Raw genomic sequence first — 19,018 nt, forward strand, 5'->3', positions numbered from 1 at the left:
GACCGTCAGGGCGCTGTGAATAATCCGGGAAATTTGGTGCCGTAGCGTGTGACGACCTCGCCGCAGAGATCGTCATGCGAGGTGGTTTCGAAACGGTTTTTGTAATCGGTCTCGAAACGGTCGCGGAGGCTGCCCTTCGGAAGCACATCCCCGAGGCGAATGCCGGCTAGAGACAGGATGCCGATCGCCGGGCCGAATGCGACACGGACGTTCCTGCATTCCGCGTCGATCAGGGTCACATCGGCGACGATCTGGACGGGATCGACCGGAACGGCCGGATCATCGGCCGGTGTGGCGCCGGTCGGACCGGCCGCCAAAACGAGAGCCGCGAAGGCGGTGGGCCGAAGCATGCGCTGCATCACGTGTGTTGGCTCGCAATTCTGGTCTCGATCGACGTCAGCAAAGCCATCGTGCCGGAGCCGATTGCCTGCATGAGCGCGGTTGCAGGGCCGTTCTGCCCCCTTATTTGTTGGAGGTGAAGAGGGGAGCGCTGACGGCAGGGCCGATGGAGCGCCAGACGTTCGGATCTTCCTGCGACTGCCGTTTCACAAACCGATAGCCGGTCTGATCCCACGGCAGGATCACGTCGACCATGTTGTCGAGCGCGAATTCACCCTTTGTGGTCTTCACCGTCAGAACCGCATGGCCTTCGCCGCTCCGATCTTTGACAACCGTGACCAGCAGGGCTTGGCGCGGATAGCCTGCTTCGATCAGGAGCTTGCGCTTCATCAGCACGTAATCCTCGCAGTCGCCTTTGCCATCGAGCGGGTAGTCCCAACGATCGATCACACCCCAATGGTCCATATCGGTTTCGGCATGGATCGAGCCGTTCACGCTGCGGTTGATCCGGTCGATGTCCTTCATGACCTTCGGCGACGCGGCAATGTCCTCGGCCGGCAGAACCGGTCCATCGCATTCGCCGGCGTAGCGGTTGCAGAAGTCGATCCATCCGTAGGGCACGCTGGTTTGTCCGGTGACGGCGGCATAGCTGGCCCGCATATCGGCGGCCGTCGCGGTTGCGAGCGGCGAGAGAGCCCCGCTCAGCAGGAGCATCGCTCCCATCACCGCTTTCTTGAAACTCGACACCATGGCGTCCTCGTCATCTGATCTGATGTCGAAGATGCCAGGACGGTTTTGCAGTCGATGTAAGTAAAACTCTATCGTTTTACGGGTTTCGATTTAAGTTTATCACCGGCCCATTAAGTGTAACAAGGTCGAAACAAGGTCGGTAAAGCTTTCGTTTAATTGTCTGGATCCTGTGTAAAACCAAGCTGTTCTGGCGCTGGGTTGGTTGATCTGGCGGCGGCTCGTCTTCGGTGCTTTACAAGCTAGCAACCATGCTCCGGCGTCGATATGGTTAAATTCGGCAGCGTGCGAGCGAAATGCGCGAAAAATTTGTGGCGTCGAAAAGGCGGGGCGGCCGCTCCGCCGCATAATGGCCTCTGCGGTTAAAGCCATGATCGTCGCGCTGCCCTCTCGAAAATCATTAAGCATGAGGGGCATCGCATGTTTCCGTAACGTCAGTTTAGCTTGCCCAAGTCCTGCCTCAATGGTTAAAGCTTCTTAACGCCCCTTGGGCGGATGCTGATCGTGCCGGTTCGTCCCTCCGCTCCTCGGCGGCTGTGTCGCTTGGCGTTTAACACTGCCGGATCGCGATGCCTGTGACCGCCGATCTGCTCTTGCGATATCGCGGCATCTGCGTCGCGGCTTTGGCCATGGCGTCGACCTGCGGCTTTGGCGGAGGGGCCTTCGCGGGTGCGTTCAACGAGCCTGCAGGGCAGGGGCTCGTGGTGTTGCGAGGCACCTACGATAACGGCGATCGGGTGTTCGACACGAGCGGGCGGCTGAACGGGGGCACGCCGTATACGAAGCGTGAAGCGTCGGTCTATGTGCAATATGGCGTGACGGATTGGCTGCAGGTGATCCTTAAGCCCGATTTGGTGTCGACCAGTCTCGGCGGCGCCATGGGGGCGAGTTACACCGGGCTGGGCACCAGCGAAGCCGGCGCGCAGATCAGGCTGCTCATGTTCGGCCCCGCGGTCCTGGCGGTCCAGGGGACGTTTCACCTGCCGGCGACGACTCGCCAGCGCAACGCGGCGCTGATCGGCAATACCTCGCGCGACACGGACGGACGCGCGCTGCTCGGCATCGCTTTCAACCTCGGATCCTGGCCGTCATTCATCGATGCCGGGGCTGGTTACCGCATCCGCAGCGCCCACGCGCCCGACGAGGTGCATATGGACCTGACGCTCGGGACGCGCCCGCGATCCGATACGCTGCTGCTGTTTCAAAGCTTCACGACCTTACCGGTCGGACAGGGCGTGCCGTGGTTCCCGGTGTCGCAATATACCAATGCCGGCGTCTCGGTGGTCTACGACCTCAATCCGCGATGGTCGCTGCAACTCAGCGGCTTCGTGACGGTCGAAGGACGGAATGCCTTGCGCGAGCGGATCGTCGAGACATCGGTTTGGTATCGGTTTTAACGGATCGTCGCCGCTGGCGACTTGCATGCCAGTCGCGGGCTTGCTACTGCGATCCCGGTCGCATCGAGGGCTTTGGGCCGGACAGCGACCTGGGTAGTTCGTCTTGGCGTCTGCCCTTTAATTACCGCGCGGCACCGGCATGTGGTGCCGTTGGGCCGGCGTAGCACAGCGGTAGTGCAGCGGTTTTGTAAACCGAAGGTCGGGAGTTCGATCCTCTCCGCCGGCACCAGACTTCGCTCAATCCTTGTTTTGCGAAGGATCACCGTCCAAAGAGCATCCGAATGTTGCAGCGACGGCTTGCAGAACCAGACATCGTTCGATATATGATGCGGATCGATCCGAATTTGGTCGGCCCGCTCGCATGCTCTCAGGAGCGCTGAGCCGCTATCCGTACTTTCTGAAGGTTGAGCGTCGCGGTCCTCGCGCGACGGACCCTTATGCTTGCTCAAACGAGATTGAGCGATGCCGTGCCATGTCGATAGACTTGGCACGGCTCTTGGATATCATGACACTGACAAAAGACTTCAAAACCACCAAAGCCTTGCCGCGCCCAACCCGGCGCACACCTCTACTCTTCCCAAAAAATACATGGAAACCCGAACCTTGCGGTTTGAGCCGCGAGGAATTGCGTCGCCTGGTCGACGAAATCCTCGGTTAGTCGCGCCCCTGTTTAAGGTAAACGCGATTTTAACTCTGTCTCGATAGCGTCGTCGCTTTCCCGGTGGAGAGCACGATGCCAGCACGCTACGAAGTTCGAGAGGAGCAGGATCGGTCCTGCTCCGTCGTGCAAGCTGAGACGGGTGAACCAGTGTTCCTGGCCGGGATTCCGCAAACGCGACTTCATATCGAGGATGCGAGGGTTTTGGCCGAGCGCTTGAGCCGAATGGCGTTGCGGATCGACACCGCAACCCGGTTGCAGGTCACACCCGACTGAGACTTCAAGACGGACGCCCGACCATCATCGCGGATCGGCGGGCAACCCCGATCTCCCGCGACATCTAAGGCTTGAGCGTCATGTCGCGTCCGACCCAAAGTCTCTAATGGGTCGTCAAAGCCGCTTTGCCGAGATCGGTCAGGACTAGTTGACCCTTGGCGCGGGGAGATGGGCGCGCTTCGATGAAGCCGTTGTCAATCATCGGCTTGATGTCGGTCATGACATGGAAAATGCCGATGACCGGCTGCTTCGCATCGACCCACTCGAGCAATCTCTTCTGCTCGCCATTCAATTGCATGTTCGGCTCTCCGATCCGTTGAACCTCGATCCTGAGCCGCCATGGTTAACGAACCATGAAAGACTGAGCCAATGGCCGTCGCGGCTTGGATCGGTCACGTCGACCAGCTCGCCTCGAAGGCGGTCGAGGGCTGGAAGCTTGTCGGCGGAGGCGATCGCGGAGGCGGTGCACAAACACCTTCTTCGATATAGCGGATCGCTGACATCATCCCGTTCCGTGAAAACGGTTTTGGAATCACGCCATGTGCGCCGGCGAAATCCTGCGGCAACTTTTTGGGATTCGCGGTCACGAAAACGATGACTGTGCTGGCCCATCGCGTTCTGATCCGGGCGCAGACGTCCAATCCATTCGACCCGTGCGCGAGTTGGACATCCACGAAAGCGATGTCGGGATCAATGTCGTCGTCCAAAGCTTCGAAACTAGTCAAGCATGCGGCCTCGCCGACGATGGTGTGCCCTGCATCCTCGATCATCAAGATGAGGTCCATAGCCAGGAGCGCTTCGTCTTCCACGACGAGAATCCGGAGAGGCGGAACGGGGCGCGTCATCATCTAACTCGCGACCGGAAACGTGATCGTGACGCGGGTGCCAGGCTCGGCCTCTTCCCATTTGGTCGTCGCTTCGATTTGCTTGGACAACCGTGAGATCAGAGTGCGGCCGAGCCCGTCGCCCGACAACTCCTGCCCGCCCAATCCAGGCCCATCATCAACGATGCTGATGCGACCCGTCGTGTCGTCCTGCCGCGCGGAGACCATCAAACGTCCCGATCGTCCATTGGGAAAGGCGTGTTTGACCGCGTTCGTCACGACTTCATTGACGATGAGCCCGAAGGCGGTGGCTTTTGTCGACGGAATATCGATCGGCCCAACATCCATCAGCAATGCGATGTCGTTTCGACCGCTCGCACCGATCACGTCCGCGACCAAGGTTTGGGTAAACGCACCGACGTCGAACCGCGTGATGTCGACGGACTGGTACAGGCGACGGTGAACCGTTGCGAGCGCATCGATCCGCTCCAACATTGCATCGAGCTTCGAAACGATAACCGGATCGTCGATCGAACGGGACTGGAGCCGAAGCAGGGACCCGATCATCGTCAGATTATTTTTGACCCGGTGATCGACCTCATGAAGCAACAGCGTCTTGGCTTCCAGGGCAGCTTCCAGATCCGCGGTTCGGCTGCGAACCTCGCTCTCGACGATCGCTTTCTGCTCGGCAATAAGACGCTGGGCGTCGACGCGCTCCGTGACGTCGAGTTGCGAGGCGAAGAAAAACTGGATGTCGCCGTCGACACCGCGAACGGGGCTGAGATAAAGCGCATTCCAGAACGTTGACCCATCCTTCCGGTAGTTCAGAAGGTCAACCTGATGGTTGCGGCCGGCGTCGATTGCGGCTCTGAGTTCAGCGACGGACTGGGGGTCGGTGTCCCGACCTTGCAGAAAACGGCAATTACGCCCCACGATTTCGTGTCTGTCATAGCCGGTCAGAGCCTGGAAGGCCTCGTTGGCGAATACGATCGGATTGTCGGCCTGGCGGGGGTCTGAGATCACCATCGGCATTCGCGTCGCCCGCATGGCTGCCGCAAAGGGGTCTCCCTGGCCATGCTCGTAATTCAGGTCGTCCGTGATATGCCAATCATCTTTCTGCTGCATGACCCGACGCTTTCACTCGATGACGCGCCGCAGCGAACGCCTCCAAATCGTCAGAGCTAACGCCTCCACTTCCGAACCGTTCCATCATGGTTGCCAGGGTCGTGACGAGGCACCGCGTCGCGGCCGGCAGCAAGCGACCCACGATCGTTGAGCGCACGTCGATCCGGAGCCGCGAGTTTTGCAATGCATTCAGAGAGCGCATGCAAGCGTCTTGCTAAATCTTCCGCTCTCGCGATCGCAATGTCCGAGCGTTCAGCCAAGCTTTCGCCAAGTTGATTATCATTTGCGTGCGGCACTCTTCGGCTCCTCGATCCTTATCTCGAGACGGAGATACGTTAACCGTGACCGAAAGCTTCGCCGCGCTAACGGAATAAGTTGAAGTCGCTCCATGAAACGTTCGGCGACTCTGCTGAGGAGAGCAAATCTCGGAGGCGTGTTTCACTCCCGATTGATCCGCCTGACGCGTCGGAGACGCAGGCCGCGATCGAGCGCACGACGGCCTGACGCGGCTAAGCGATCAGGCGGTCGCGCTCCACCTGCCAGTTCATCGATGAACGATCGGCCCATTGCGCCGCAATGACGCGAAGGCAGCGGGCCGCGTGATCCGTATCGGCTTCCGCCCAATGTCCACGATAACCGGGATACCGGCGGAGATAGTCACGATAGGGCACGAGCTTGTATTCGACCGGATAGGCATGGGGATAGCGTGCCATGAACTCGATGTTCCCGGACCAGGCCGTTGCGACCGCCGGCTTGCCCATTTCCAACATTTCGCAGATCCCGAGCCCGAAACCCTCCGATCGGTGCAGCGACAGGCACACGTCGTGCTGCTCCTGCAAGGCGACCATCTCGGCGTCCGTCATTTCCGCTTCAAGAAGCGTGATGGCCTTGCTCTGGCCGATCATATCGAGCAATTCTCGGCGGATCGGAGCTGTGCGTCGACTGAATCGAACTTTCATGGTGAGGGTCGCGCCCGGATGATCGCCAAAGGCTTTTTGCCAGGCCTCGATGTGAGCCCAGGGGTTCTTGCGATCCGGGCAAGTCGAAAGATCCATGACGGCGAGCCCCTTGAAAGGCGCGCCCTCCCGGCGAGCGATCCGTTGAGACCCCGATCGCGCGATCTTCACAGGATGCGGCACCACCGTCACGTCACGGGTCGAACCGAGCCGAAGAGCCTCCGCGCTGAACGACGTCGGGGTCCAGTATTCGTGGAACACCTCGTCGATATATTTCCAGTGCGCGGGAAAATAGGGCAGCTCCCACACGGCTAGGCAGATGCGGTAGCTGTCGCGAAGGAAGCTCGGCGCGACGTTGCGAAGATGCTTCCAGATGAGGTTCGGCTGCATGAGAAAGATGACGATTGCAGGCGGATCGTCGCGGCGCTCGGCCGCATAGGCGGCCAGCGATAACGTTCCGACCTGATCGGTCACATCAATCTTGGTCGCGAATGGATGAACGGCGGCGATCCGATCGAGTTCGTAGCGCGCCGCGCGACTGAGACCATTTTTCGCCGAGAAGGCGCCGATGATGCAGACATCGGCGGATGTCGGACGTCGCGCCATCTCGATCTTGCGAAAACGCTCCGCGACCCGGCGATCCTCGGCGTCATGTCGGAGGCGACTAAACGGACGATTGAACAGATGCCACAGGACGGCGGGCGACAGGCGGCGACATTCGGCCGCAAATCCGTGGAACTCAGAGGCTTGTCGATGCGGAGGGAAATATGGCGCTGACGTGCGAGGAAGATCCGACACGAGACGGCTCCTTGACGTGTGAAGCGGACGATCACAGCCCGATAAAGAACAAAGCAGAATGTTAGGGCTGGGTCGGCACGGCCGGCGGAGCGCTGTCGGGAGTAGCCGGCGACGGTCCAACAACGACCGCCGCCACCATCGAACCGAGGATTGTGACGAGCATCAGTCCACGCAGCAGCCCCTGTGCATGCTGCGGGCCTGTTCGGAGCTCGACCAACGACGGCTCGAAGCGTGATGGATGGATCATGTTCGACAAATTCGCCTCGAGAACCGTTTCGGTCCAGATGCATTAGGTGGGATATTTTCCCACGTCAAGATGTTCGATCCTTTGGATTGCTGGTTGCGGCCCTCCCGTCGCCCCGGTAAATCATCACTCGGCCAGCGAGGCGGTCGAAACGTTCAACGCGGAGACGAGACATGTCGGCCGGTGACACCAAGCCTTCTTCCTTCTCGATCGGATCCGGCGACCTGAGCGCCGAGATCAGTCTTCTCGGCGCGGAACTCATCCGCCTTTAAGACGAGCAGGGACGAGATCTGCTGTGGGACGGAGATCCCGCTTTCTGGACGGGGCGCTCGCCCCTGCTGTTTCCGATCGTTGGGCGCTTGAAGAATGATGTGCTTCGCGCGGGCGAGATGAGCTCTCCCATGAAGCAGCATGGCTTCGCTCGGATCTCGACGTTTGAATGCGTCGGCCACGATCAGACGAGTTGCCGCCTGCGGCTCGACGCGAACGACGACACGCGCGCCATCTACCCCTTCGAGTTTCGCTTCGAGGTGACCTACACGATCATCGCACGAACCTTGGAGATCGCGGTTTCGGTCCACAATCTCGGGGCCGGGGTCATGCCGGCCGCGATGGGATTTCATCCCGCGTTCCGTTGGCCACTCCCCTATGGCGCTGACCGGGCCGACCACGCGATCGTCTTCGAGCGTGACGAGCCGCATGCGATATCCGGCGTGGTCGGCGGGCTCTTGGCGCGTGCGCCGAAGCCCAGCCCCCTCCAAGGCAAGCTCCTTGCCTTACGGGACGACCTCTTCGCGGAAGACGCCCTGGTGTTTCTAAGCCCGGAAAGCAGAATGGTCCGCTATGGTGCGGCGGGTCATCGCTCGATCGACGTGCGATTCCCAACGATGCCGGAGCTTGGCATCTGGTCGAAGCCGGGCGCTGGTTTCGTGTGTATCGAGCCCTGGCACGGTTACGCGAGCCCGGAAGATTTCGATGGCGATCTCGCGCAGAAGCCCGGTATGGTCCTGGTCGAACCCGGCCATGAGCAAAGGTTCGGGATGAGCGTCACGTTGGATGCCCCGACGACAGCGTGAGCCCGTCCGCTGCCTTCAGGTGCGGTTGTAGACATCCTCGAAGCGAATGATGTCGTCCTCGCCGAAGTAGCTGCCCGTCTGTACCTCGATCAGTTCGAGGTTGATCTTTCCAGGGTTGCTGAGGCGATGAATGGTTCCGATCGGGAGATAGATCGATTCGTTCTCGTGGACGACCTTGATCTTGTCGTCCAACGTGACCTCAGCCGCTCCGCGCACCACCACCCAATGCTCGGCGCGATGATGATGCTTCTGGAGCGAAAGGCGCGCGCCGGGCTTCACCACGATGCGCTTGACCTGATAGCGGCTGCCCTGGTCGATGCTTTGATAATAGCCCCACGGGCGATAGGATCGGCGATGTTCGGACGCCTCTGGCCGTTTGAGGGCTTTCAGCTGCTCGACCAGATCCTTCACCTTGCCGGCCTGCGCGCTGTTGAGCACGAGAACGGCATCATGCGTCGTCACCACGATGACGTTGTCGACGCCGACCACCGCCGTCAACACATCCTCGGACCGGATATGGACGTTGGCGGAATCCATGACGATTCCGGAGCCCCGGACCGAGTTTCCGCGATGATCCCGATCCGATAATTCCCAGACGGCCTGCCAATTGCCGATATCCGACCAGCCCATATCGGCCAGAATGACGGCACAACGCTGCGTCCGCTCCATCACCGCATAGTCGATCGAGATCTTATTGGCCCGCGAGAAGGACGTCTGATCGAGCTTGAACATGCCAAGATCGGTCGTCCCCTTTTCGACCGACTCGCGCGCCACCTCGGCGAGTTCGGGCTCGAATTGGTCGAGTTCGGCCATCATGACGTCGGCGCGAAAAACGAAGTTTCCGGAATTCCATAGGTAACCCTCGGCAAGATAGCCGACGGCCGTGGCGGCATCGGGCTTTTCCACGAAGGCATCGACGGCGCGAACGCTCGACCCGAATGCAACCTGTTCGCCCGGACGGATATAGCCAAAACCAGTGGCCGGATGGGTGGGCTTGATCCCAAAGGTGACGATCGATCCCGCCGCCGCCGCGACCGACGCCTCGCTGCAGAGCTTCACAAATTCAGGCCGGTTGGCGATCACATGGTCGGCTGCGAAGATCGCCACCACAGTATCGGGAGCCCGCCGAGAGGCAATTTCGGCCGCAACCGCGATGGCCGGAGCCGAGTCCCGCCGCACCGGCTCGAGAACGATTTCGGCTTCGGCGTCGATCTCCGCGATCTGCTCTGCAACGTAGAAGCGGTAATCGAGGTTCGTGATGACGATCGCGGGGTCGAACACCGAGCGATCACGAAGCATCTCGAGCGCGGTCTGGAATGTCGATTGCTGGCCGACCAAGGGAATGAATTGCTTCGGCATCGTTTCACGCGACTCGGGCCAGACCCGCGTTCCCGAACCGCCGCACATGATCACTGGCAAAATCTTGGGCATGGTCATCCCGAATTGAACGGTGGAATAAATTCTGCTGATTTGACTGCAGCATAGTCTCTCATTGACCCAGTAGCACGGAAATTATGGCATTTTCGACGGAGTAATCCTTTCGACCACAATCCTGGTACTCGCCGATATCCCGAAGCGCTTCGGCAAACTATACCGCGTGTCTTTTGGAGAATAAGAGCGAATTGTACACAAAAGGATGATCCGAATGCACTGTTGCGCTTGAAATGTGCCCGATTTCAAATTCGTGGTCTGCGTCAACTCTTGACGTTCTACCCTGTTCTCGGCAAGAGCTTACGGCATCGCCGCGGCGCGATCGTGGGCTCTCCGTCTTACGTCAAGGATCCGTTTATGCTGCCCGTTTCCGGACTCATCCCCAACAGTTTCGCCTACGAACAGCAGCCGATGGTGAAGCCGACCGGCTTCCGTGAATATGACGCGCGCTGGCTGTTCGGGTCTGAACTGAACCTGATGGGCGTGCATGCCCTCGGTCTTGGGCTCGGGACATTGCTGCGCGAACTCGGCGTCAAACCCGAATTGGTGACCGGACATGACTTTCGCGCCTATTCGTCGTCGATCAAATACGCGCTCGTCTCCGGCCTCATGGCGAGCGGCGTCAAGGTTCACGATATCGGGTTGGCGCTCTCGCCAATGGCCTATTTCGCGCAATTTGCCCTCGATGTTCCCGCGGTCGCGATGGTGACGGCCTCCCATAACGACAATGGCTGGACCGGCGTCAAGATGGGCGCGCAGCGTCCCGTCACCTTTGGGCCGGACGAAATGGGACGCCTTCGCGACATCGTCCTTGGCGACAAGGGCAGCACAAGCGATGGAGGCTCCTACCATTATGTCGAGAATTTCGCCGACATTTACGTCAAGGATCTGACGAGCCGGCCGAAGCTCAAGCGCACCATCAAGGCCGTCGCGGCTTGCGGCAATGGAACCGCAGGCGCTTTTGCGCCGCGCATTCTCGAGGCGCTCGGCTGCGAGGTGATCCCGCTCGACACCGAGGCGGATTTCACCTTTCCGCGTTACAATCCGAACCCCGAAGACTTGCACATGCTCGAGGCCATGGCCGAGAAAGTGCGCGAGACGGGTGCCGATGTCGGGCTGGGCTTCGACGGCGATGGCGATCGCTGCGGCGTCGTCGACAATGAGGGGCACGAGATCTTCGCCGATAAGATTGGTGTCATGCTGGCGCGGGACCTGTCCGTGCTGCATCCGGGCGCGACATTCGTTGTCGACGTCAAATCGACCGGTTTATTCGCGACCGATCCCGTGCTGCTCGCCAATGGCGTGAAGGCCGATTACTGGAAGACCGGGCATTCCTACATCAAGCGCCGCGTCTCAGACCTGAAAGCGCTGGCCGGGTTCGAAAAGTCCGGCCATTTCTTCTTTAATACGCCGATCGGGCGCGGTTATGACGATGGGCTCGTGACCGCCATCGCGGTGCTCGACATGCTTGATCGCAACCCTGCCAAGACGGTCGCTGATCTCTACCGCGACGTGCCGAAGACCTGGGGGTCGCCCACGATGTCGCCCCATTGCGACGACGAGAAGAAATATGGCGTCGTCGACAGAGTCGTGGCTCATTTCAAGGCGGCACAGGCGGCCGGCGAGATGTTTACGGGGCAGCCGATCCGCGATCTCAACACGGTCAATGGCGTGCGGGTCACCGTACAGGATGGCACCTGGGGTCTTGTCCGGGCCTCGTCCAACAAGCCCGAACTGGTGGTGGTGGTCGAAAGCCCGGTCTCTGAGATGCGGATGCGGGAGATGTTCAAGGAGATCGACGCCGTCATGCGCCAGTATGGCGAGGTTGGAGCCTATAACCAGACGATCTGACCCGCACCGACTCCGGGGATCGACACGACGATCCCCGGCAGATTTTAGTTCGCGATGCGGCTCAGAATGGCGAGTCGGGAAAGTAGAATTCCTTGGCGTTGGCTTTCGTCACCAGCGTCGCGTCGAGGATGTAACGGCCCCGAACAGGCACCTGATCGTAGAAGTTGCCGACCGTCAGTTCCATCGCGGTCGCGATCATGGCCGGCGGATATAGCACGTCGACTGGGATCATCGTGTCCCCGTCGGCCACCTTCTTGATCATGTCTTTCATACCGGCGCCGCCGATCACCATTTTGATGTCGCTGCGGTTCGCCTGCTTGATGGCTTCGAGCACGCCCACCGCCATGTCATCGTCCTGGCACCAAACCGCATCGATCTTCGGGTATTTCGATAGATAATCCTGCATTACCTTGAAGGCATCGTCGCGCGACCAATTCCCAAATTGCTTGTCCAGCACCTTGATGCCGCTGCCCGCGATGGCCGTGTCGAAGCCCTTTTGACGCTCTTCATCAATGACGATCGGCAAGCCGCGGATCACGACGACGTTGCCGGTCCCCAGCTTGGATTTCAGATAGTCACCCGCGACGCGGCCCAGATCGGGGTTGTTGCCCGCGATATAAAGGTCTTGGATCGTCGGGTCGGACAAGGCGCGATCGACGACGGTTACGAATACACCCTTCGACTTCACCTGCCGGATCGGATCGGTGAGTTCATCCGAATTCTGCGGCAGTGTCACCAGAGCATCGATGCCTTGCGTCGTCAGATCCTCAAGCGCATTGGCCTGCGAAGCTCCATCGGGCGAGGTCTTCACGATGATTTTGAGGCCCGGATGACGCGCCTCCAGCATCGCCTTGGCGCGCATCGCATGGAACACGACACCGCCGGTCCAGCCGTGGTCGGCCGCGGGAATCGACACCGCGATCGTGACCTTCTTGTCCTCGGCATGCACCAAGCCCGCGCTTGCCACAATCGCCAGGGCGGCGAGCCCCGCCCGTACGGTTTTCATCATCGTCCACTCCCTTGGTGGGGCGCTTGTTCGACGTGCGGGCGGCCCCTTGACCCGTTTTCGGTCATCGCTGGCGCATCAGAGAGCGTTGCACCAGCATGGCGATGATGATGATGGCGCCCTGCACAGCGCCGATCAGATATTCGCTGACAAGATCGGACAACACCATGATGTTGCCGACGACCTCGAGGATAAGCGCGCCGCAGATCGTGCCCCAGATGCGGCCAACCCCCCCTCGCAGCGCGGTGCCGCCGATCACGACGGCCGTGATGGCCTGCAATTCCCACAGCAACCCCGTGGTGGCGGTCGCTGCCCCGAGACGCGGAACATAGACCAGCACCGCAACGGCGACGCAGACGCCCTGGATCATGTAGGTGATGGTGCGGACGCGGTTGACGCGGATGCCCGAATAGCGCGCGACATCCTCGCTGGAGCCGACCGCGACCACATGACGACCAAAGGCCGTCCGGTAAAACACGAAAGCGCCGATCGCCCCCATCGCTGCGATGACGACGATAGGGATCGGGACGCCGAACAGGGTGCCGAAATAGATCGGTCGATAGAGACCTCGCATGTCCTGCGACTTCATCGCGATCGAGCCACCGGCCGCCAAAAAAATCGTCAAGGCCCGGAAGATTCCCATCGTGCCGAGTGTCACGATAAACGGTTCGATCCGCCCGAGCGTCGTAATCATCCCATTGCCGAGGCCACAGAGCGCACCAACCAGCACGGCCAGCAGCATCGCGACCGCGATCGCTTCGAGGCCGAAGCCCATGATGCCGCTGTTCATGAACAGGATCATGATGCTGGCCACGAAAGCCGCCATCGAGCCGACCGACAGGTCGAGGCCGCCAGCCGAAATCACGAAGGTGGCCCCAACCCCGATGATCGCGATGAAGGCGCTGCGGGTGAGGACGTTGGTCAAATTCTCAAGACTGAGAAAACTGTGGTTGACCAAAAAGCCGAGCAGGACCAGCACCGCGAGAGCTGCGAACGGCGCCACGGCCGCGATCTCGAATGCCGGAAGACGGCTCGAGGCCGGTGGATGTGCGGGCGTGTCTGTCATGAGGCTACGACTACCGTTTCGGTCAGCGGTTGTGGTCCAATCCCGGTCGCATGGACCACGATATGCTCCTCCGTCATCGTGTCCCCGCTGACGGCGCCGACCAGCGCGCCACCCCGCATGATCAGGACGCGGTGGCAAAGCCCAATGAGTTCCTGCATCTCCGACGAGATCACGATCACGGCTTTACCCTCGGCCGCCAGCGCGGCGATGAAGCGGTAGATCTGTTCCTTGGTGCCGATGTCGATGCCGCGTGTCGGCTCGTCGATGATGACGATTCGGGGCTCGAGCAGCATCATCTTGCCAAGCAGAAGCTTCTGTTGATTGCCGCCCGACAATTGACCGGCCAGCATCGTGCGACGGCGCGCTCGGATATCGAACGCCTTGACGGCCTCGTCCAGCCCGGCATCCTCCCGGGCGCGATCGATCAGAGGTCCGCGACAAAATCGGGGGAGGGCCGCCAGCGTCAGGTTGATGCGGAGATCCTGCCCGAGCAGCAGGCCTTTGCCCTTGCGATCCTCGCTCAGGTAGACGACGCCCGCCCGCATACTGTCCCGCACGTTGGCGAAGCGCACCGGCGCGCCGTTCAGCCTCACCTCACCCTGCGCCGGGCGCAATCCGACGACCCCTTCCAGCAATTCGGTGCGGCCGGCCCCGATCAGCCCCGCAATCCCGAGAATTTCGCCGTGCCTGAGCTCGAACGAGCAATCTGTCGCGTAACCCGGTACATTCATGTGCCGCACCGCCAGCACGGTTTCACGCCCCGGTTGTGTGTGTCGCTCAGGGTAGAGGTTGGCCATGTCGCGGCCAACCATCAGATGGGCCATGTCGAGAGGCCGCAGCGTACCGGCCTCCCGGGTCGCGATCAGGTTGCCGTCGCGCAGAACGGTGACGCGATCGGCGATCGCCGCAACCTCCGGCAGCCGATGCGAGATATAGAGCACCGCGACATGGCGGTCGCGCAGGCCCCGAATAACGCCGAGCAGCGCATCGGTCTCGACATTGGTGAGCGAGGCGGTCGGCTCGTCGAAGATCACCACGCGATGGGGAACCTGCAGGGCGCGGGCGATCTGCACCAATTGGCGTTGCGCGATCGACAGGCGGGACACGACCGTCGTCGGCGCGATGTCGGCGCCGAGAGCCCGCACGGCCTGGGTGGCCTCGCGGTTCATGCTGCGGTCGTCCATCACCAAGCCGCGCCTGATCTCGCGACCCATGAAGATGTTTTGCGCGACCGTCAGATGCGGTGCCAGCAGGATTTCCTGATGCACCAGGACGACGCCGCGTCGCTCGGCATCCACCGGTCCCGAAAAAGCGACCGGAACTCCGTCCATGCCGATGGCACCATGCGTTGGAACGAGATGGCCGGCCAGAAGCTTCATGAGCGTCGACTTGCCGGCGCCATTTTCGCCGATGATGGCGTGAACCTCACCCGCCATCAGCGACAGGGTGATGTCGCGCAAGACCTCGACCGGGCCAAAGCTTTTTGACAAGCCACGCGCCTCGAGCACGGCTGGCGCATGCGTCAGCCTGGTCTGCGCGGTGGCCGCAGCTCCGGCTGCCGTCACGGTCGATCTCCTCCTTCGCCCGGTTATGCTCCGGTGCCGATTGCTGCTCCAGTCATAAGCGCAATGGCATGATCAGCGAAAGGGATCTTCCGCGCCCTGGATCAGGAATATGGGTGAGATGGCGGCCTGCTAATGATGACCGCCGCCGCCAGGTCCTCCGCCAGGCCCCCCGCCCGGTCCGCCGTTCCGTCCGCCGCCTGGGCCGTCACCGCCCCCGGGGCCGTCGCCTGCTCGACCCCCGTCACGCACACCGGCGCCCATGCCACCGTCGTTCCGGCTGCCAGGGGGCGAACCAACGCCGCGATCGGGTCCGTCTCCCGGCCCATGTCCCGTGTCTTGTCCCATCCCTTGCCCCACCCCTTGGCCAGGACCGCCGGGACGCTGTCGCTCGCCGCTCCGCTGACCGTTGGAGCCGCCTTGACCCGAGCCGGACAGGCGGATCGACTCGAACGTCAGGCGTCCGGTCCGATCGAAGGTTGCCGACACGACAGCTTGCACAACATCCTGGTTGGGAACCTCGGTCCGGCCAAGATGCGCCCCATCGATCGTCAAACCGGAGCCGATCACCAAAGCATCGTCCTGCCGCTCGACGAGTGCTTCCACCGACAGTCCCGATGTTCGCAGTCCGTCGAGCACACCGATTTCGGTCTGCGTCGCAAGAGCCTCGAAGCGGCCATGTCGCGCGATGCCGGAGATCAGCGCGCGTTGGCCGAGCAACGCCGGATCGACCCTGTCGAGCCTCAAGCGACCGATCGCCAAGCCACCGTCGCGGCCGAGGACAATCGGCCCGGCAACCCGATCGTAAACCGTGCGCGCGGGCTCGATCAGGCTCGCCACAATCGTCCCGTCGGGGCGACGGAGACCGCTCACGGCCACACGCTTGCCGACGCGCCAAGATCGCGGCTGCTCGATCGTATCGGTCGTGATCGGTTGACCGAGGACGACGATGCGGCCCCGTGACACATGCTGCACGCGGCCGACAACCTCGCTGACGACCTCGATCGCGCTCGTCGAGAAACGGTGGTCATGGCGCGCGGCGACGACCCGCACGACATGGCCGAGCCGAAGGTCAGATGGCGGAACCGCAACGCCATCGATGGTGACCGGCACATCGTCCGGATAGGAGATCCGCAGGTCGTTCACCACGATGCTGCCGAAGCGCCGGATGGTGCCGACGACACCCGTTCCGCCGATGCCGCGATCGCTCGGCGGATCGGACGGCACCGCGCCGGTTCCGCCGATCCCCTGGTCAAGAACCGTTTGGGCAAAACCCGGCCGGGGCATGACCAGAGCCAAAACGGCCGGCGTCGAGCCGCGCAGAAGGGCCCGGCGCGTCATGAGGCCGAGCCTCATCGACGCTGCTCGCGGCGAGAAGCTGCGGGCGGTGGCGTTGGTTCAGGCGAGGGGGTCTTATCCTCGATCATCACGTAGAGCCCGAAATTCCACCGTGCGGTTCCGCCGGGATCGGTCGCGCAGGCGGCGTGCGCTTCGATGTTGAGGGTCTGCAGCGCCGCCAGAGCGACCTCGCGCGACCGTCGTTCGAGGTGCCGCGCCAGATCGCCCGACAGGCCATCATAATGGACCGCGCGCTCCAGAAAAGGCGGCCCTTCGGCGAGAACATTGGCGACCGCAGCCGCCATATGGTCATGGATGTTGCGGCCAAAATAATAGAGTTGCTGATCGCTGCCGGCCTGCGGCACGTGTCCGGCGCGCAACAGCACGATCGCGTCGTCAGGCCCGATCGCTACGAGTTTACGGTCGAGCCAATCATCGAGAACGGCCCTCGGCCGCACATCCCGCGTGACCGAAGCGACGAGCGATTCAAAGGACGGTTTGCCCTTGTCGGCGATACGCGGCAAGTCGATGGGCTGCCCTGACGCATCTCCGAACGGCGGACCGGCCAGCCATCGGGCCATGATGCGGCTTGTCTGAGACAAGGCGACCGGCACCGCATTCAAGGGCGCTCCCGCGCCTCTCAGCCGGCTGACCTCCTTGCGGTGGATGCCCGTTAAAAGACTGACGCGGCTATCGGTTTGCTCTTTGCGCGCCAGGGCGAAATCGTTTTCGGCGACGTTGACGTAGAGTTCGCGAAGAAGATTACAGATGGCCGGAAAGGTGACGCCGCTTCGGATCAGCAAGCGGACGAGCGGCCGCAACAGCCGCGCCAAAGGGGTCCGCAGCCGCGATGCGTCGGGAGGGCTTGCATCAGGTTCACCGCTCATAAGCGTCTTCTAACGACAAAAATGTGGGAAGCAATCCCACGTACCGGGAGGAACAGCGAGCGGTAGACGTAACGGCGGACGCCCGCGCTGTTTGCTGGTGCTTGTACGAGATGGAACAAGCGGTCGAGTGCGGCTGTTAGCCCCACGGCGCCGGCACATGGCGAGCATGAGCCGATGAGGAGAGCGTCTGACGACGTTCATCGGCCCGCTTGCCCGCGCTATCCGGCTGAAACACGAGAGAGGCCTTTATGAGCTTGAGCAGCACGACGACCCACGATCGTCATATCACCGCGTTTTTTGACACGCGAGCGGGCGCCGAAAAGGCCGTCAATGAACTGATCACGGCCGGTCTTCCGGGAGCGCGCACCTCGGTGACGGGCGATCAGGACGTGGGAACGACAGAAGCGGCGACCGGCGACCGGAGCTTTTGGGACTCTCTGAAGGACCTGTTCTTGCCCGACGAGGACCGCTACGCCTATGCCGAAGGCCTGCGGCGTGGTGGTTTTCTGGTTTCGGTCTACACCGACGACAGCGGGCATGACCGCGCGCTCGATATCCTGTCGAAAGAGGGATCGGTCGATATGGACGAACGCGAGAAGGAGTGGCGCTCGCAAGGCTGGGATGGCTTTGGAAACACCGCCGTGGGCTCCGATCTCGTTGGCGCCGGGACTTTGGGTTTATCCGCATCCGGCCTTGCGATGGCGCCTCCGGTCGAGAGCCCCGTGACCGATCGGCCTCGTATCCTGACGCGCCGTGACACGACCGCCGATCGCGGCGCCGTCCGCAGCTACGTGGTTGAGAGCGCCGACGATTTGCGTGACGAAGACGGCTCGCATGTGCCGAAATTCAATCCGACCACGGATGCGGCACGTATCGTCGAACATATGGACGTCATCGCCTCCGACCGTCAGAAAATTGGAACCGTGGACCATCTCGATGGGCCAGACACGATCAAGCTGGCCAAGACGACGTCGCCCGACGGTCAGCATCACCTCGTGCCGCTCGCCTGGGTCGATCATGTGGATACCCACGTGCATCTGAACAGGACCACCGCTCAGGTCATGAGCAGCTGGTGACGCGCATCCTGACGACATCTTTTTGACGTCACCGGAATGATCGGCGTCTTGCCACGGGAGCGATAGGCCGCGAGCCGATCGCCCCCTCGCCGCGATGGGATCGCGGATTTTAGACGGCGGGAAAATTCGGCGTTGTTCGGGAGGCGGCGCGGACAAGGCCGAACATGCTGCGGGTTCCGCGCCCCGCTTCGGCCACAACGGCGGCCACGATAGCGTCGCGTTCGGTTTCAGCATTGAAACGGAGCGCCACCGCGCGGCGCACCGCCTCGCCGATCAGACGATTGTCGTTGGGCGTGAAGTGTGTGCCGAACTGGTCCGAGTCACGCATGGATTGTCCTCCCGCTCGATCGCCTAGCGCTTC

General features: G+C 61.6%; 19 protein-coding genes and 1 tRNA gene. 6 read left to right on the forward strand and 14 right to left on the reverse strand.

Translation table 11 applies throughout. The features are described from left to right. Positions 1 to 5 precede the first annotated feature (5 nt). The 3 genes from EY713_RS14200 to EY713_RS14210 all read right to left on the reverse strand — a co-directional run bounded on the left by EY713_RS14200 (position 6) and on the right by EY713_RS14210 (position 1,503). Entirely contained in the window at positions 6 to 350 is a 345-nt protein-coding gene (locus tag EY713_RS14200; RefSeq protein ID WP_131115872.1) for a hypothetical protein, read from the reverse strand. 112 nt (positions 351 to 462) lie between these two features. Further along, entirely contained in the window at positions 463 to 1,089 is a 627-nt protein-coding gene (locus EY713_RS14205; RefSeq protein ID WP_131115874.1) for a transglutaminase-like cysteine peptidase, read from the reverse strand. 99 nt (positions 1,090 to 1,188) lie between these two features. Beyond that, a complete protein-coding gene (locus EY713_RS14210; RefSeq protein ID WP_131115876.1) occupies positions 1,189 to 1,503 on the reverse strand; it encodes a hypothetical protein in 315 nt (104 codons plus the stop codon). Positions 1,504 to 1,655: 152 nt separating this feature from the next. Between EY713_RS14210 and EY713_RS14215 the strand changes: the two genes are divergently transcribed. From EY713_RS14215 to EY713_RS14230, 3 genes are all read left to right on the forward strand, one after another. Then, complete coding sequence (locus tag EY713_RS14215) at positions 1,656 to 2,483, forward strand: hypothetical protein (protein WP_131115878.1); 828 nt, start codon at positions 1,656 to 1,658, stop codon at positions 2,481 to 2,483. Between the two features lie 154 nt (positions 2,484 to 2,637). Further along, positions 2,638 to 2,712 (forward strand) — tRNA-Thr (locus EY713_RS14220). Between the two features lie 504 nt (positions 2,713 to 3,216). Next, positions 3,217 to 3,417 (forward strand): hypothetical protein, encoded by a 201-nt coding sequence (locus EY713_RS14230; protein ID WP_131115881.1) that lies wholly within the window; start codon positions 3,217 to 3,219, stop codon positions 3,415 to 3,417. Positions 3,418 to 3,520: 103 nt separating this feature from the next. On the opposite strand, the gene EY713_RS14235 is transcribed toward EY713_RS14230, so the two are convergent. From EY713_RS14235 to EY713_RS14250, 4 genes are all read right to left on the reverse strand, one after another. Beyond that, positions 3,521 to 3,715, reverse strand: coding sequence for a hypothetical protein (locus EY713_RS14235; protein WP_131115883.1), 195 nt, complete (start codon positions 3,713 to 3,715; stop codon positions 3,521 to 3,523). Positions 3,716 to 3,809: 94 nt separating this feature from the next. Beyond that, positions 3,810 to 4,265, reverse strand: coding sequence for a response regulator (locus EY713_RS14240; RefSeq protein WP_245504102.1), 456 nt, complete (start codon positions 4,263 to 4,265; stop codon positions 3,810 to 3,812). Next, positions 4,266 to 5,366, reverse strand: coding sequence for a PAS domain-containing protein (locus EY713_RS14245; protein ID WP_131115885.1), 1,101 nt, complete (start codon positions 5,364 to 5,366; stop codon positions 4,266 to 4,268). It lies immediately after the preceding gene. A gap of 509 nt (positions 5,367 to 5,875) precedes the next feature. Continuing rightward, entirely contained in the window at positions 5,876 to 7,120 is a 1,245-nt protein-coding gene (locus EY713_RS14250) for a glycosyltransferase (RefSeq protein ID WP_131115887.1), read from the reverse strand. A 582-nt stretch (positions 7,121 to 7,702) separates the two neighbouring features. Here EY713_RS14250 and EY713_RS14255 point away from each other — a divergent pair. Next, positions 7,703 to 8,440 (forward strand): aldose 1-epimerase family protein, encoded by a 738-nt coding sequence (locus EY713_RS14255; protein ID WP_245573015.1) that lies wholly within the window; start codon positions 7,703 to 7,705, stop codon positions 8,438 to 8,440. A gap of 15 nt (positions 8,441 to 8,455) precedes the next feature. Here the strand turns inward: EY713_RS14255 and EY713_RS14260 are convergent, their stop codons facing one another. After that, complete coding sequence (locus EY713_RS14260; protein ID WP_131115889.1) at positions 8,456 to 9,871, reverse strand: mannose-1-phosphate guanylyltransferase/mannose-6-phosphate isomerase; 1,416 nt, start codon at positions 9,869 to 9,871, stop codon at positions 8,456 to 8,458. Between the two features lie 357 nt (positions 9,872 to 10,228). Here EY713_RS14260 and EY713_RS14265 point away from each other — a divergent pair, with 357 nt between their 5' ends. Continuing rightward, entirely contained in the window at positions 10,229 to 11,722 is a 1,494-nt protein-coding gene (locus tag EY713_RS14265; protein ID WP_131115891.1) for a phosphomannomutase/phosphoglucomutase, read from the forward strand. Positions 11,723 to 11,783: 61 nt separating this feature from the next. Here EY713_RS14265 and EY713_RS14270 read toward each other — a convergent pair whose 3' ends face one another. The 5 genes from EY713_RS14270 to EY713_RS14290 all read right to left on the reverse strand — a co-directional run bounded on the left by EY713_RS14270 (position 11,784) and on the right by EY713_RS14290 (position 17,581). Further along, positions 11,784 to 12,728 (reverse strand): substrate-binding domain-containing protein, encoded by a 945-nt coding sequence (locus EY713_RS14270; protein WP_131119738.1) that lies wholly within the window; start codon positions 12,726 to 12,728, stop codon positions 11,784 to 11,786. A 64-nt stretch (positions 12,729 to 12,792) separates the two neighbouring features. Further along, positions 12,793 to 13,794, reverse strand: a complete 1,002-nt coding sequence (locus EY713_RS14275; protein ID WP_131115893.1) for an ABC transporter permease — start codon at positions 13,792 to 13,794, stop codon at positions 12,793 to 12,795. Beyond that, entirely contained in the window at positions 13,791 to 15,359 is a 1,569-nt protein-coding gene (locus EY713_RS14280) for a sugar ABC transporter ATP-binding protein (RefSeq protein WP_131115895.1), read from the reverse strand. The genes EY713_RS14275 and EY713_RS14280 overlap by 4 nt, the downstream gene beginning before the upstream one ends. A gap of 129 nt (positions 15,360 to 15,488) precedes the next feature. Further along, positions 15,489 to 16,697 carry a DUF5666 domain-containing protein gene (locus EY713_RS14285; protein WP_245572729.1) on the reverse strand — a complete coding sequence of 403 codons (1,209 nt, stop codon included), beginning with the start codon at positions 16,695 to 16,697 and terminating at the stop codon, positions 15,489 to 15,491. An 11-nt stretch (positions 16,698 to 16,708) separates the two neighbouring features. Beyond that, on the reverse strand, positions 16,709 to 17,581 hold the full coding sequence (locus EY713_RS14290) for a DUF6502 family protein (protein ID WP_245572730.1): 873 nt from the start codon (positions 17,579 to 17,581) through the stop codon (positions 16,709 to 16,711). Between the two features lie 884 nt (positions 17,582 to 18,465). Between EY713_RS14290 and EY713_RS14295 the strand changes: the two genes are divergently transcribed. After that, a complete protein-coding gene (locus tag EY713_RS14295; RefSeq protein ID WP_131119740.1) occupies positions 18,466 to 18,657 on the forward strand; it encodes a DUF2171 domain-containing protein in 192 nt (63 codons plus the stop codon). A gap of 109 nt (positions 18,658 to 18,766) precedes the next feature. Here EY713_RS14295 and EY713_RS14300 read toward each other — a convergent pair whose 3' ends face one another. After that, complete coding sequence (locus EY713_RS14300) at positions 18,767 to 18,985, reverse strand: hypothetical protein (RefSeq protein ID WP_131115899.1); 219 nt, start codon at positions 18,983 to 18,985, stop codon at positions 18,767 to 18,769. Positions 18,986 to 19,018 lie beyond the last annotated feature (33 nt).

This window comes from Lichenihabitans psoromatis (assembly GCF_004323635.1).
GTDB lineage: Bacteria > Pseudomonadota > Alphaproteobacteria > Rhizobiales > Beijerinckiaceae > Lichenihabitans > Lichenihabitans psoromatis.

Coding starts and splice junctions, on each gene's coding strand:
- EY713_RS14235 (WP_131115883.1), bottom strand. CDS start 3,715: ATGCAATTGAATGGCGAGCAGAAGAGATTGCTCGAGTGGGTCGATGCG.
- EY713_RS14285 (WP_245572729.1), bottom strand. CDS start 16,697: ATGACGCGCCGGGCCCTTCTGCGCGGCTCGACGCCGGCCGTTTTGGCT.
- EY713_RS14240 (WP_245504102.1), bottom strand. CDS start 4,265: ATGATGACGCGCCCCGTTCCGCCTCTCCGGATTCTCGTCGTGGAAGAC.
- EY713_RS14275 (WP_131115893.1), bottom strand. CDS start 13,794: ATGACAGACACGCCCGCACATCCACCGGCCTCGAGCCGTCTTCCGGCA.
- EY713_RS14200 (WP_131115872.1), bottom strand. CDS start 350: ATGCTTCGGCCCACCGCCTTCGCGGCTCTCGTTTTGGCGGCCGGTCCG.
- EY713_RS14215 (WP_131115878.1), top strand. CDS start 1,656: ATGCCTGTGACCGCCGATCTGCTCTTGCGATATCGCGGCATCTGCGTC.
- EY713_RS14205 (WP_131115874.1), bottom strand. CDS start 1,089: ATGGTGTCGAGTTTCAAGAAAGCGGTGATGGGAGCGATGCTCCTGCTG.
- EY713_RS14270 (WP_131119738.1), bottom strand. CDS start 12,728: ATGAAAACCGTACGGGCGGGGCTCGCCGCCCTGGCGATTGTGGCAAGC.
- EY713_RS14265 (WP_131115891.1), top strand. CDS start 10,229: ATGCTGCCCGTTTCCGGACTCATCCCCAACAGTTTCGCCTACGAACAG.
- EY713_RS14210 (WP_131115876.1), bottom strand. CDS start 1,503: ATGCCCCTCATGCTTAATGATTTTCGAGAGGGCAGCGCGACGATCATG.
- EY713_RS14260 (WP_131115889.1), bottom strand. CDS start 9,871: ATGCCCAAGATTTTGCCAGTGATCATGTGCGGCGGTTCGGGAACGCGG.
- EY713_RS14230 (WP_131115881.1), top strand. CDS start 3,217: ATGCCAGCACGCTACGAAGTTCGAGAGGAGCAGGATCGGTCCTGCTCC.
- EY713_RS14290 (WP_245572730.1), bottom strand. CDS start 17,581: ATGAGCGGTGAACCTGATGCAAGCCCTCCCGACGCATCGCGGCTGCGG.
- EY713_RS14300 (WP_131115899.1), bottom strand. CDS start 18,985: ATGCGTGACTCGGACCAGTTCGGCACACACTTCACGCCCAACGACAAT.
- EY713_RS14295 (WP_131119740.1), top strand. CDS start 18,466: ATGGACGTCATCGCCTCCGACCGTCAGAAAATTGGAACCGTGGACCAT.
- EY713_RS14245 (WP_131115885.1), bottom strand. CDS start 5,366: ATGCAGCAGAAAGATGATTGGCATATCACGGACGACCTGAATTACGAG.